The 13,284-nt window shown below is 65.7% G+C and carries 12 protein-coding genes; 9 read left to right on the forward strand and 3 right to left on the reverse strand.

Annotation, left to right across the window (positions count from 1 at the left end):
- Positions 1 to 17: 17 nt before the first annotated feature.
- A complete protein-coding gene (gene trxA / locus AC6LJ2_RS05845; RefSeq protein ID WP_025135179.1) occupies positions 18 to 344 on the reverse strand; it encodes a thioredoxin TrxA in 327 nt (108 codons plus the stop codon).
- A 327-nt stretch (positions 345 to 671) separates the two neighbouring features.
- Between trxA and AC6LJ2_RS05850 the strand changes: the two genes are divergently transcribed.
- The 5 genes from AC6LJ2_RS05850 to AC6LJ2_RS05870 all read left to right on the forward strand — a co-directional run bounded on the left by AC6LJ2_RS05850 (position 672) and on the right by AC6LJ2_RS05870 (position 7,692).
- Positions 672 to 2,633 carry an ATP-binding protein gene (locus tag AC6LJ2_RS05850; protein ID WP_263913705.1) on the forward strand — a complete coding sequence of 654 codons (1,962 nt, stop codon included), beginning with the start codon at positions 672 to 674 and terminating at the stop codon, positions 2,631 to 2,633.
- Entirely contained in the window at positions 2,633 to 3,229 is a 597-nt protein-coding gene (locus AC6LJ2_RS05855; protein ID WP_498151005.1) for a YcxB family protein, read from the forward strand. The genes AC6LJ2_RS05850 and AC6LJ2_RS05855 overlap by 1 nt, the downstream gene beginning before the upstream one ends.
- Before the next feature lie 35 nt (positions 3,230 to 3,264).
- Entirely contained in the window at positions 3,265 to 5,586 is a 2,322-nt protein-coding gene (gene parC / locus AC6LJ2_RS05860; RefSeq protein ID WP_498151006.1) for a DNA topoisomerase IV subunit A, read from the forward strand.
- A 199-nt stretch (positions 5,587 to 5,785) separates the two neighbouring features.
- The gene (locus AC6LJ2_RS05865) at positions 5,786 to 6,418 is read left to right on the forward strand and encodes a TetR family transcriptional regulator (protein ID WP_263913708.1); all 633 of its coding nucleotides are present in this window, start codon (positions 5,786 to 5,788) and stop codon (positions 6,416 to 6,418) included.
- Entirely contained in the window at positions 6,415 to 7,692 is a 1,278-nt protein-coding gene (locus tag AC6LJ2_RS05870) for a DUF418 domain-containing protein (RefSeq protein ID WP_498151007.1), read from the forward strand. The genes AC6LJ2_RS05865 and AC6LJ2_RS05870 overlap by 4 nt, the downstream gene beginning before the upstream one ends.
- Before the next feature lie 59 nt (positions 7,693 to 7,751).
- Here the strand turns inward: AC6LJ2_RS05870 and AC6LJ2_RS05875 are convergent, their stop codons facing one another.
- Together AC6LJ2_RS05875 and AC6LJ2_RS05880 are read right to left on the reverse strand one after the other, a co-directional pair.
- Positions 7,752 to 9,092: an aspartate aminotransferase family protein gene (locus tag AC6LJ2_RS05875; RefSeq protein ID WP_498151008.1), complete on the reverse strand. Its 1,341-nt coding sequence runs from the start codon at positions 9,090 to 9,092 to the stop codon at positions 7,752 to 7,754.
- 38 nt (positions 9,093 to 9,130) lie between these two features.
- On the reverse strand, positions 9,131 to 10,021 hold the full coding sequence (locus AC6LJ2_RS05880) for a MurR/RpiR family transcriptional regulator (RefSeq protein WP_498151029.1): 891 nt from the start codon (positions 10,019 to 10,021) through the stop codon (positions 9,131 to 9,133).
- 310 nt (positions 10,022 to 10,331) lie between these two features.
- Here AC6LJ2_RS05880 and AC6LJ2_RS05885 point away from each other — a divergent pair, with 310 nt between their 5' ends.
- From AC6LJ2_RS05885 to AC6LJ2_RS05900, 4 genes are all read left to right on the forward strand, one after another.
- Positions 10,332 to 10,880: a MarR family winged helix-turn-helix transcriptional regulator gene (locus tag AC6LJ2_RS05885; protein WP_175218601.1), complete on the forward strand. Its 549-nt coding sequence runs from the start codon at positions 10,332 to 10,334 to the stop codon at positions 10,878 to 10,880.
- A complete protein-coding gene (ectA, locus tag AC6LJ2_RS05890; RefSeq protein ID WP_263913711.1) occupies positions 10,877 to 11,437 on the forward strand; it encodes a diaminobutyrate acetyltransferase in 561 nt (186 codons plus the stop codon). Before AC6LJ2_RS05885 ends, ectA begins: the two co-directional genes overlap by 4 nt.
- Before the next feature lie 124 nt (positions 11,438 to 11,561).
- Positions 11,562 to 12,869, forward strand: coding sequence for a diaminobutyrate--2-oxoglutarate transaminase (ectB, locus tag AC6LJ2_RS05895; RefSeq protein WP_263913712.1), 1,308 nt, complete (start codon positions 11,562 to 11,564; stop codon positions 12,867 to 12,869).
- A complete protein-coding gene (locus AC6LJ2_RS05900; RefSeq protein ID WP_025135189.1) occupies positions 12,866 to 13,270 on the forward strand; it encodes an ectoine synthase in 405 nt (134 codons plus the stop codon). Before ectB ends, AC6LJ2_RS05900 begins: the two co-directional genes overlap by 4 nt.
- The last annotated feature ends 14 nt before the right edge of the window (positions 13,271 to 13,284 follow it).

Here is a 13,284-nt window from a genome sequence, read left to right on the forward strand (position 1 = left end):
CGTTCACAGCACGCAGTTTACAACGCGCCGTCCAGGAATGCGGTGAGTTGCGACTTCGACAGCGCGCCAACCTTGGTGGCGGCAGCCTGGCCGTCTTTAAAGAGCATAAGGGTGGGAATGCCGCGGATGCCGTACTTGGAGGCAGTGCCCTGGTTTTCGTCCACGTTCAGCTTCGCGATCGTCAGGCGACCTGCGTACTCGGTGGCGACTTCTTCCAGGATCGGGGCAATCATCTTGCAGGGGCCACACCAGGCAGCCCAGTAGTCCACCAGCACCGGCTGGCCGGATTTCAACACATCGGCATCGAAGCTCGCGTCACTGACGTTCTTGATTTGGTCGCTCATGATGGTGATTCTCGGTTCGGCAGCAAAAGGCGCGAAAAAAGGGACGCGCCTTGCCGTTGTTCTTGTTTGTGGAATGGATTAAAGCATACCACTGTCAATAACGACAGTCATACCACTGTTTATAACAACAGGGTTTGCCGCTTTTGTGTAGGATGTTGCGGCGCAGTTGTCGTGATCGGGTTGGTTGAACCCGGCTACGCTCGCTGTGTCTATCGTCATCCTACCGAATTCGGAGCTGGTCAGGTCGTGCGCATTCCACCCGGAGCCGCGCAGAATCTGGGCTTATCCGTAAAATGTCGGTTTTTTTCCACAGATGTTGGGGATAACTTGGCCACTCCACGTTACAACGAGGCGTCCATCCGCGTCCTGAAGGGGCTGGAGCCCGTGCGCCAGCGCCCGGGCATGTACACCCGCACCGAAAACCCCCTGCACGTCGTGCAGGAGGTCATTGATAACGCCGCAGACGAAGCCCTGGCGGGCTACGGCAAACAGATACAGGTCACGCTGCACATCGATGGCAGCGTTTCCGTCGAAGATGACGGCCGCGGCATTCCCGTCGGCCTGCACCCCGAAGAACACGCGCCCGTGGTGGAGCTGGTGTTCACCCGCCTGCACGCAGGCGGCAAGTTCGACAAGGCCGGCGGCGGCGCCTATGCGTTTTCGGGCGGCCTGCACGGCGTCGGCGTATCCGTCACCAATGCCCTGGCTACCCGCCTTGAAGTCGTGGTCTGGCGCGACGGGGCGGTCAACCGCCTGGTCTTCAAGGGGGGCGACGTCGCCGAACCCCTGGCGCCCTATGACCAGGGCGGCCGCAAGAAGTCGGGCACCCGCGTGCGGGTCTGGCCTGACGCGAAGTATTTCGACAGCCCCAATATTCCGCTGGGCGAGCTGACCCACCTGTTGCGCAGCAAGGCCGTGCTGCTGCCGGGCGTGAAGGTGCTGCTGGTCAATGAAAAGACCGGCGACACCAAGACCTGGCAGTACCAGGACGGCCTGCGCGGCTACCTGGCCGAGGCGCTGTCCGGCGCCGAACTGATGGTGCCGTTCTTCGAAGGCGAGCAATACGCCGGCGCCGACCACGAGAACTTCGCCGAAGGCGAGGGCGCCCAGTGGGTCGTGGCCTGGACCGAAGACGGCAACGCCGTGCGCGAGTCCTACGTCAACCTGATTCCCACGCCGGCCGGCGGCACGCACGAATCCGGCCTGCGAGAAGGCCTGTTTGGTGCGGTCAAGGGCTTTGCCGAACTGCACAGCCTGCTGCCCAAGGGCGTGAAGCTGCTGCCCGAAGACGTGTTCGCCCGCGCCAGCTTCGTGCTGTCGGCCAAGGTGCTTGACCCGCAATTCCAGGGCCAGATCAAAGAACGCCTGAACAGCCGCGACGCGGTTCGCCTGGTGGGCGGCTTTTCCAAGAGCGCGCTCGATCTCTGGCTGCACAGCAATGTGGAATACGGCAAGAAGCTGGCTGAATTGGCCATTCGCCAGGCGCAGGCGCGCCAGCGTTCGGCGCAGAAGGTCGAAAAGCGCAAGAGTTCCGGGGTGGCCGTGCTGCCGGGCAAGCTGACCGACTGTGAATCCAGCGACGCCACCCGGACCGAAGTTTTCCTGGTCGAGGGTGATTCGGCTGGTGGGTCGGCCAAGATGGGTCGCGACAAGGAATTCCAGGCCATCCTGCCGCTGCGCGGCAAGGTGCTCAATTCCTGGGAAGTCGACCGCGACCGCCTGTTCGCCAACAACGAAATCCACGACATTTCCGTCGCCATCGGCGTGGACCCCCACGGGCCCAACGACACGCCGGACCTGTCCGGCCTGCGCTATGGCCGCATCTGCATCCTGTCTGACGCCGACGTCGACGGCTCGCACATCCAGGTGCTGCTCCTGACGCTGTTCTACAAGCACTTCCCCAAGCTGGTCGAAGCCGGCAATGTGTTCGTGGCCAAGCCGCCGCTGTTCCGCCTGGATGTTCCGGCGCAGGGCAAGCGTCCGGCGCGCAAGATCTACTGCCTGGACGAAGGCGAGCTCGAAGCCGCGCAGGACAAGCTGCGCAAGGAAGGCTCGCGCGAAGGCGCCTGGGCGGTCAGCCGCTTCAAGGGCCTGGGCGAAATGAACCCCGAACAGCTGTGGGAAACCACCATGAACCCGGACACGCGCCGGCTGCTGCCCGTGGGTTATGGCGACCAGACCCCCGAAGACACCACCCGCATGTTCGACATGCTGATGGGCAAGGGCGAATCGTCGCAGCGCCGCGCCTGGATCGAAGAAAAGGGCAACCTGGCGGAGCTCGACATCTGATGGCGTTGCCGCCCGCGTCCATGGCGGTCGACCTCACGGCCGACGACTACGCCGATTTCTCGGCGTATGTCTACAAGCGGCCGGAGTTGCGCCGTCGTCGCTACCGCTCGCACCTGCGCTTTGCGGTGCTGATGATCGTGGTGCTGTTCGCGTACCTGGCCTGGCAGACCTGGGGCGGCAATGGGCCCAACTGGGGCCTGATGCTGCCCGTGTACTTCGAGGGCCTGGCCGTGGGCCTGGGCATTCTGGTGTTGCTGGCGCTGGCCTACGAGTTCGTGCTGCCGGGGCTGGTGCGCATGAACACGCGACGCATGCTGGCCAAGCAGCCCGACGGCCTGTTCCTGGGGCGCCATCAACTGGTCTTCGGGCCGGCAGGCATCGACGACACCGTTGCCGGCGCGTCCGGGCAGCTCCCCTGGGGCGATGTGCGGCGGGTCGAGGAAACGCCGCAGCACCTCTACGTCATCCTGGGCACCCTGCAGGGCGTGATCATCCCCAAGCGCGGGCAAGACGCCGCGACGCTGGACGCCGTGCGCGCCCAATTGCGCGAGCACGTGGCCGATATCCAGCTGCTGGACGCCGCGCGTTCCCAATGACGCCGTTTCAATGAATTTGTCTACCTGAAACCATCATGACCGACAGCAATCAACACGGTTTGTTCGACGCCGCACCCGAAGAGGGCGGCGATGCCGCCATCACCCTGGCGCGCTATGCCGAACAGGCTTATCTGGACTACGCAGTATCCGTGGTGCGGGGCCGGGCCCTGCCGGACGTGGGCGACGGGCAAAAGCCCGTGCAGCGCCGTATCCTGTACGCAATGCAGGCCATGGGCCTGGCCGCGGGGGCCAAGCCGGTGAAATCCGCGCGCGTCGTGGGCGATGTGCTGGGCAAATATCACCCCCACGGCGACCAGGCGGCCTACGACGCCATGGTGCGGATGGCGCAGGATTTTTCCCTGCGCTACCCGCTGATCGACGGCCAGGGCAACTTCGGCTCGCGCGACGGCGACAACGCTGCGGCGATGCGCTACACCGAAGCGCGCCTGACGCCCATCGCCAAGCTGCTGCTGGACGAACTGGACGAAGGCACGGTCGATTTCGTGCCCAACTACGACGGCAGCCAGCAAGAGCCCCAGATGCTGCCGGCGCGCCTGCCCGTCATGCTGCTCAATGGCGCATCGGGCATCGCGGTCGGCATGGCTACCGAGATTCCGCCGCACAACCTGCGCGAGGTCGCGCAGGCCTGCGTGGCGTTGATCAAGCACCCGCAACTGCCGGACGCCGAACTCTACGGCATGATTCCCGGCCCTGATTTCGCCGGGGGCGGGCAGATCATCACCCCCGCTGCCGACATTGCGCAGATCTACGCGGGCGGCCGCGGTTCGCTGAAAGTGCGGGCCCGCTGGACGTTCGAGGAAATGGCGCGCGGCCAGTGGCAGTTGGTGGTCACCGAACTGCCGCCGGGCACCTCGGGCCAGAAGGTGCTCGAGGAAATCGAGGAAATCACCAACCCCAAGGTCAAGAGCGGCAAGAAGAGCCTGACGCCCGAGCAGACCCAGGCCAAGGCCGTGATGCTGAACCTGCTGGACGCCGTGCGCGACGAATCCGGCAAGGATGCCGCGGTGCGCCTGGTGTTCGAACCCAAGACCTCGCGCGTCGATCGCGACGAATTCGTCAACACCCTGCTGGCCCAGACCAGCATGGAAAGCAGCGCCTCGATCAACCTGGTCTGCATCGGCACCGATGGCCGTCCACGCCAGAAGGGCTTGCGCGATGTCCTGGTCGAATGGCTGGCATTCCGCACCCACACCGTCGTGCGCCGCACCCGCTTCCGCCTGGACAAGGTCATCGACCGCATCCACGTGCTGGAAGGCCGCATGGTGGTCTACCTGAACGTCGAAGAGGTCATCCAGACCATTCGCGAATCCGACGAGCCGCGCGCGGCCCTGATGGAACGCTTCAAGCTGTCCGAGCGTCAGGCCGAAGACATCCTGGAAATGCGCCTGCGTCAGCTGGCGCGCCTGGAAGGCTTCAAGATCGAGAAAGAGCTTGAAGAAAAGCGCAAGGACCAGCTTGCGCTGCAAGAGCTGCTGGACAACCCCAACAGCCTCAAGCGCCTGCTGATCAAGGAAATCGAGGCCGACGCCAAGCAGTATGGCGACGACCGCCGCACCCTGATCGAAACCGCCGAACGCGCCGTGCTCGAAACCAAGGTGCTGGACGAGCCGGTGACCGTGGTGGTGTCGCAAAAGGGCTGGCTGCGTGCCCGCCAAGGCCACGGCCACGACAAGTCGCAATTCGCCTTCAAGCAGGGCGACGACATGTACGGCGCTTTCGAATGCCGCACCACCGACACGCTGATCGCGATGGGCGACAACGGCCGGGTCTATTCGGTGCCGGTGGCCAGCCTGCCGTCGGCGCGCGGCGACGGCCAGCCGGTCACCACCATGATCGACCTGGAAAGCGGTTCGCGCATCGTGCACACCATCGCGGCGGCGCCTGACAGCCGCTGGCTGCTGGCCACGCGCGGCGGCTATGGCTTCTCGGCCAAGCTGTCGGACATGGTCAGCCGTCAGCGCGCCGGCAAGCAATTCATCACGCTGGAAGCGGGCGATGAACTGCTGCACCCCGTGCCGTTGTTCGACGGCGCCAAGCAGCTGGCCCTGCTGTCGCAGAAGGGCAAGTTCCTGGTGTTCGGGCTGGACGAGGTCAAGGCGCTGTCCGGCGGCGGCCGCGGCACCATCCTGATGGGCCTGGATGGCGCGGACAAGCTCGACCAGACCGTGCCGATCGGTGCGCTCGGCCTGCGCGCCGCGGGCATCTATCGCAACAAGCACACCGAAGACATCCTGGTCGGCGACGCGTTGGCAATCTATGTCGGCAAGCGCGCACGCAAGGGCCGGGCGCTGGATGTGCGGCCCAAGCAACCGTTGCTGTCGCCCGTGCTGGGCTGATTGCGGCGGGATGCGCGGCATCCATGAAGGCGGCCCCTGAGGGGGCCGCTTTTTTCATTGGCGTGGCTAGGGCCTTGCGCGGGCTTCCTGGCCATCGGCACGGCTGGCTTGACCCGGGGCGGGGTGGCGGTATTTAATAGATAGATCAATCAGTCTATTAATAAAGCATCACCCTTCACGGACGTCACCGCGCCATATCATGCGAAAAATAGATCCTGCCAGGCAGAACGAGCGCCGCCGCCAGATACTGGCCGCCGCGGCAGACTGCTTCGCCGAAAACGGTTTCCACGCTACGTCCACCGCGCAGATCTGTGCGCGCGCAGGCATGAGCCCGGGCAACCTGTTCCATTACTACGCCAGCAAGGCCGAGATCATCGAAGCCCTGATCGCGTCGGATACCGAGACGCTGCGCGAACGCCAGCAGGGCGTGGACGCCGAGCCCGACGCACGCTTGGCGCTGACCCGCTGGGTGGGCGACAACCTGGCGCAGTACCAGGATCCCGGCTTCGTGCGGCTGGGAATGGAAGTGCTGGCCGAGGCGGTGCGCAATCCCCGGGTCCACGCCCTGGTCATGGCCAACGAAGCCGAACGCAAGGCGGCGTTGACGGCGTTGCTGGCGGCCGTGTGGCGCCCGCTGCCGCCCGCCGCGCTGCCGCGGCCGGTCGCGGAAATGGCTGACATGCTGCTGTTGCTGCTTGACGGGGTCTACAGCCGGTCGGTGGTGGATCCGCAGTTCGATGCCGCCGCGGGCGGTCGGCTGCTCGATGCCGCGCTGCAAGGGTGCCTGCCGCCGTCACCGGTGGTCAAAGGCAAGGCGGGAGAGGGCGCATGAGCACGCCTGTGCAAGCGGCGCCGCATCAAGCGCCCGAAGCGGGACCGCCGGGGCAGCAGGGCGCCGCGCCCCAACGGCTGGCGCACGTGGATGCACTGCGCGGCTTCGCGCTGTTCGGCATCCTGGTGGTCAATATCGGCGTGTTCGCCTCGCCCTTCTACGCCAGCGGGATCCCCCATCCCGAATTTTCCCGGGTGCAGGACCACGTGGTCGGCTGGCTGATTGCGTGGCTGTTCGAGACCAAGTTCTACCTGCTGTTTTCGTTCCTGTTCGGCTACAGCTTCACGTTGCAGATGGCCGCGGCCGAACGCAGCGGGGCCGCGTTCGCGCCGCGTTTTTCCCGACGGCTGCTGGGGCTGGCGGCGCTGGGCCTGGCGCATGCCGTGCTGTTCTACCAGGGCGACATCCTCCTGACCTATGCGCTGCTGGGCCTGATATTGATGGCCTGCCGCGGCATGGCGCCCAGCCGGGCGTTGCGGCGGGCGCTATGGCTTATCGGGCTGGTCTCGCTGGCCTGGGCGGCGCTGGGCGCCTTGAGCCTGCTGGATGCGGCCGGCACCGAAGCGTACAGCCGCGCGGCGGCCAAGGTGTCGGCCGCCGACGCCCAGGCCGCGATCGAAGCCTATCGCGGTTCGGTCATGACGACGATCTCTCGGCATTGGCTCGAGTTGACGACGACCCTCTGGGCCGCCATCGTGCTGGTGCAGGGGCCGTTCGTGTTTGCCATGTTCCTGGTGGGCTACGCCCTGGGGCGCCGGCAGGCATTGGCCAACCCCTGGCGCGAGCCGCGCGTGCTGTGGCTGTTGTGCGCGCTGGGCGTTTTGCCAGGACTGGCGGGGTCCGCCATCTACGCCACCACCACCCTGCACGCGACGCCCCGGGTATGGGAAACGTTGGGCCTGGCCACGGACCTGCTCACCGCATCGTTGCTCAGCATGTCGTACGCCGCGGCCCTGCTGCTGGCGATGCGCACGCGTCCCGGCGCCTGCCTGGCCCGCTGGCTGGCGCCGGCCGGCCGCATGGCCTTGACCAATTACCTGATGCAATCGGTGGTGTGCGCGTGGCTGTTCACGGCCTGGGGATGGCGGCTGTCCGGCAGCGTGTCGCCGGGCATGACCTTGCTGATCGCCACCGCGCTGTTCGCGGCGCAGTTGCCATTGTCGGCATGGTGGCTGCGCCGCCATGCCTACGGTCCGGTTGAGTGGTTCCTGCGCGCCCTGACCATCGGAGCGTGGCCGGCCTGGCGCCGCGTGCCTTCGGAGCGGGGCGGCTAGGCGGGCCGCTCGCGGTCAGGTGATTGGCCGATTCGGGGCGGCCCCCTCCCGGCGCCGCCTCAACGCCCGGCGTCGGCGATGGCCGCGTCGATCGCACCGGCCAGCCGCTCGGTCAACTGATCCAGTTCGTCGTCCAAGATGATGAAGGGCGGGGCCAGCAGCACGTGGTCGCCCTGGCGGCCGTCGATGGTGCCGCCCATGGGGTAGACCATCAGGCCGCGCGCCATGGCTTCGCGCTTGATGCGCGCGTGCAGCGACAGGGCCGGGTCGAAGGTCTCTTTGCTGGCGCGGTCGCGCACCAGCTCCACGCCCATGAACAGGCCGCGCCCGCGAATATCGCCCACGTGCGGATGTTCGCCCAGCGCCTGTTGCAGGCGTTGGCGCAGGCCCTCGCCTTGCGTGCGTACTCGCGCCAGCAGGTTGTCGCGCCGGATCACCTGCTGCACCGCCAGCGACGCTGCGCAGGCCGTCGCGTGGCCCAGGTAGGTATGGCCGTGCTGGAAGAAGCCGCTGCCTTGCTGGATGGCCTGCACGATGCGTTCCTGTGCCATGACCGCGCCGATCGGCTGGTAGCCGCCGCCCAGGCCCTTGGCGATGGTGATCAGGTCGGGCGTCACGCCTTCCTGTTCGACGGCATACAAGGTGCCGGTGCGGCCCATGCCGCACATGACTTCATCGGCGATGAACAGCACGCCGTGGCGGTCGCAGACGTCGCGGATGCGGCGAAAGTAGCCGGGCACGGCTGTCACCGCGCCCGATGTGGCGCCCACCACCGGTTCGGCCACGAAGGCCATCACGGTGTCCGGGCCCAGCCGTTCAAAAGCCTGGTTCAGCTCTTGCGCCAGGCGGTCGGCGTATTGGTCGTCGGTTTCACCGGCGCGCTGGTCGCGGTAGGCGTAGCAGGGCGACACGTGTTCGACATCGATCAGCAGCGGCGCGAACTGGGCGCGGCGCCAGGCGTTGCCGCCCACCGCCAAGGCCCCCAGCGTGTTGCCGTGATAGCTCTGGCGCCGGGCCACGATGTGGCGGCGCTGCGGCTGGCCGATTTCCACGAAGTACTGGCGCGCCATCTTCAGCGCGGCCTCGATGGCTTCCGAGCCGCCCGACACGAAGTACGCGTGCGAAGTGCCGGCGGGCGCGTCGTCGACCAGCATGCCGGCCAGTTCCTCGGCGACCTCGGTGGTGAAGAAGCTGGTGTGGGCGTAGGCCAGCGCATCGATCTGCGCATGCATTGCCGCCTGCACGTTGGGATGGTTGTGCCCCAGGCAGGAGACCGCCGCGCCGCCCGATCCGTCCAGGTAGGCGCGGCCTTCCTGGTCGTAGAGCCAGACGCCCTGGCCGCGCACGGCGACGGGCGGCGTGCTGCGCAGGGAACGGTGTAGAACGCGGGTGCGGGTCATGGCTGGGGTCTCCGGTAGCGGGGAAGCGGGGGCAAAGTTCAGGGGGCGACGCCGCGTTTGCGCGTCGGTTCGCGCCAATAGGCGCCGTCGGCCTGCAGGCGGGTTTCGATGTCGGCCAGGCGCTGCAGCACGGCGTCGCCGCCGCGGGCCGCCAGGCGCGCGATCAGGTGTTCGGCCAGGCCCAGCAGGCCCGCGGTGCTGTGAAAGAAAGAGCCGGGTCCGCGTTGGGCCGATGCATCGGGGGGCGCTTGCGCCGCCGCCGGATCATCGGGCCGGGTAAAGCGCAGCACGTGGTTGGCGGCCTGGGCCACCGGACCTGCCGCGCTGTCGGTCAGCGCCAATACCGTCACGCCGCGCGCGGCGATCTGGCGGGTGAGTCGCACGGTGGCCGCCGGGTAGGGCGCTTGCGAAATCACCACCAGCGCATCGCCTTCCTGCAGGCAGTCGGCGTCTTCGGCAGACGCGCCGCCCAAGCCGTCGATCAGGATGCCATTGCGGCGCAGCAGGTGGTAGGCGTAGCGCATCTGGAAGGCGATGCCGAACGCGGAACGCGTACCCAGAAAGCCCACTTGGCGTGCACCCAGCAACGCCGTGACGGCCGCATCGAACGCGGCCTCGTCATTGGCCTGCCAGACCGAGGCCATGGCCTCGGTCTGCAGCTGCGTCAGGGTGTCATGGCCGCGGCCGCCGCCTTGGCCCGCGTGCGAAGCCTGCAAGCGCGCCGCGCGGTCACGCAAGCTGGCATCGGACTCGCCGGCCAGGGCTCGTTGGAACGGGGCGCGAAAGGCTTCGTAGCTCTCGTGCCCGGCGGCGCGGGCCAACCGCAGCATCGTGGCCGGCGACACGCCCACGGCCTGGGCTTGGCGTCGCATCGACCACAGTCCGACCTGGGCCGGATTGGCCAGTACCCAACGCGCCGCACGCAGCATTTCGGCGGGCAGGGTTGCGCTGATCTCGCGCAGATGGTCCAGCAGGGCGGTTGTCACGATGGCGTCGGTGCACAGAACGAAATAAAACAAATGCTACATCTATATGGAAGTAAAAAACAGATGTTTTATTTGCGAATCGTACGACAACTCCGACAAACCGTAACGTCGCTGTCCCCCTGGGAATGCCCTTGGGGACATGCCGGCAAATAGCGCGAAAATGATTACAAAATGGCCGGTGATGGGGTTTGACACAGGGATAGGTCACCCATATCATTCGTATAGAAATCAATTTAGCTGAACTAATTCAGTCATGAATAAACAGACCGTAACCGACCCCTCGCAGCAGTACGACCTGCGCATCTTGCGGGCGCTGCGCCGAATCACGCGATCCATCGCGTTGCATTCGCGCCAGTTGTCTGCGGTGAGCCACATCACGGCGCCGCAGCTGATGTGCCTGCGCACGGTCATCGCGAATGGCCCGCTGACGGCCACCGCGATCAGCCGCGAAATCCATGTCAGCCCCAGCACCGTCGTCGGCATTCTCGACCGCCTGGAAGACAAGGGCCTGATCCGCCGCGAGCGCGGCCGCGAAGACCGCCGCATCGTCTTCGTGACCGCCACCGACGCCGGCCGCGAGCTCGCGCAGCAGGCGCCGTCGCCGCTGCAAAAGCACCTGGCCGACGCGTTGAACGCCTTGCCCGAGCTGGAGCAGGCCACCATCACGTTGTCGCTCGAGCGCATCGTGGCGCTGATGGAAGAAGAAAGCGGAGTCGCAACGGATACCCATGGCGACGTGTCGTCGCCCATCCTCGAGGTGCCCACCGGCGGGGCGCCTCCCGAATCGGGACTGGTTGTATGAGAACAAACGAACTGATCGACCCCATCAACTCAAGTGCCGTGGCGCCGGCGGCGGGCAGCGAAACGCATCTCCTGCGTGAGCCCCGCCGCAAAGACGGCGCCGCGATCCACCAGCTTATCTCCGAGTGCCCGCCACTCGATGTGAATTCCCTATACGCGTACCTGCTCCTGTGCGAGCACAACCGCGGCACCTGCGTCCTGGCCGAAAGCGCCGGAGGACGCATCGATGGATTTATCTCCGCTTACGTGCTTGTCGACAGGCCTGACGTGTTGTTCGTCTGGCAGGTCGCCGTGCACACCCGCGCACGCGGCCAACGGTTAGGCCGCGCCATGCTTCGGGAGCTCTTGCGACGCAAGGGGCTCGAGCATGTTCGTCATCTTGAAACCACGGTGGCGCCTGACAACCAGGCATCGCGCCGCACTTTCGCCGGCTTGGCCGGCGAGCTGGGCGCCCACGTTTCCGAGCAGCCGTTCTTCGATCGGCAACTGTTCGGCGGCGCGGACCACGACGACGAGATGTTGTTGAGGATAGGCCCCTTCTCATTGCCCGCGCCGTAAGGCGGGAACGCAGCGGGTCCTATCGAAAACCGGGATGGCTGTTCTGGTCCGGATGCGCCTGGCGCGCATGCGGAGGGGCTCTGGCCGTCTGTCAACTTATGAGATGAAAGGGAGGATTAATCACATGGACTTGAAAATCTTTGACCGGATGGAGTCGGAAGTACGGGGCTACATCCGTTCGTTTCCCGTGATCTTCAGCCAGGCCAGGGGCTCGACGCTGGTCGATGAGGACGGTGGCGAATACATCGACTTCTTCAGCGGCGCCGGCACCTTGAATTACGGCCACAACAATCCGGTGCTGAAGGAAAAGCTGCTCGAATACGTGCAGTCCGATGGCGTGGTGCACGGCCTGGACATGGCCACCAGCGCCAAGAAGAAATTCCTCGAGACCGTTGACCGCGTGCTGCTCAAGCCGCGCAACTGGCAGTACACCCTGCAATTCACCGGCCCCACCGGCACCAATGCGGTCGAGGCGGCGCTGAAGATCGCGCGCCAGGTGAAAGGGCGGCCCAATGTGATTTCCTTCACGCACGGCTTTCACGGCGTCAGCGGCGGTTCGCTGGCGGTGACAGCCAACATGAAGTTCCGAGATGCGTCCGGCTATCCATTGGCCAACACCACTTTCATGCCCTACGACGGCTACTTCGGGCCGGACGTGGACACCATGGCCTACCTGGAGCGCATGCTGGAAGATCCCAGCAGCGGCATGGACAAGCCCGCCGCCGTCATCGTGGAAACGGTGCAGGGCGAGGGCGGCGTCAACGTGGCGACGCTGCGCTGGCTGAAAGAACTGGACAAGTTGTGCAAGCGCCACGACATGCTGCTGATCGTGGACGACATCCAGGTGGGCTGCGGCCGCACCGGCACGTTCTTCAGCTTCGAGGCCGCCGGCATCCGCCCCGACATCATCACGCTGTCCAAGTCGCTATCGGGCTTTGGCCTGCCGATGTCCCTGGTGCTGATGAAGCCCGAACTCGACATCTGGAAGCCGGGCGCGCACAGCGGCACGTTCCGCGGCAACAACCTGGCCTTCGTCACCGCCACGCAGGCCCTGGAAACCTATTGGGCCAACACCGCCTTCACGGCCGACATCCAGCGCAAGGAGCGCCTGGTGCGCGACTGGCTGGAAAACCTGGTCCACAGCTATCCCAACGCCGGCCTGTCGGTGCGTGGCCGCGGCCTGATCCAGGGCCTGGTGTGCAACAGCACCCCCGCGCTGGCCAACCGTATCGCCGCCAACGCGTTCAAGCGCGGCGTGGTCATCGAAACGTCGGGCGCACACGATGAGGTCCTGAAGCTGCTGCCCGCCTTGACCATCGAGGAAGAGCTGCTCACCAAGGGCCTGGATGTGATCGAGGCCAGCGTGGCCGACGCGCTGGCTGAAGAAGGGCAGTCCGCCCGCATTCTCAAATTTGGAGGAAAACGTCAATGATCGTACGTAATGTCAAAGATGTGATCGGAACCGCCGATGAAGTCCGCACCGATACCTGGGTCAGCCGCCGTGTGCTGCTGAAAAAGGACGGCATGGGATTTTCCTTCCACGAGACCACCATCTTCCCGGGCGGCCGCACCCATATCCACTACAAGAATCACCTGGAAGCGGTGTGGTGCATCGAAGGCGACGGCTCGATCGAGACCATTGCCGACGGCAAGAAATACGACCTGGGGCCGGGCGTGGTCTATGCGCTTAACGAGCATGACGAGCACTGGCTGTGCGGCGGCAAGGAGCCGCTGCGGGTCATCTGCGTCTTCAACCCGCCGCTGACGGGCCAGGAAGTGCACGACAAAGAGGGCGTCTACGCCTTGCCTGAAGCCCACGCGAAAGCGGCCTGATACAAGGAGGTTCG

The organism is Achromobacter sp. 1014246743 (assembly GCF_059760725.1).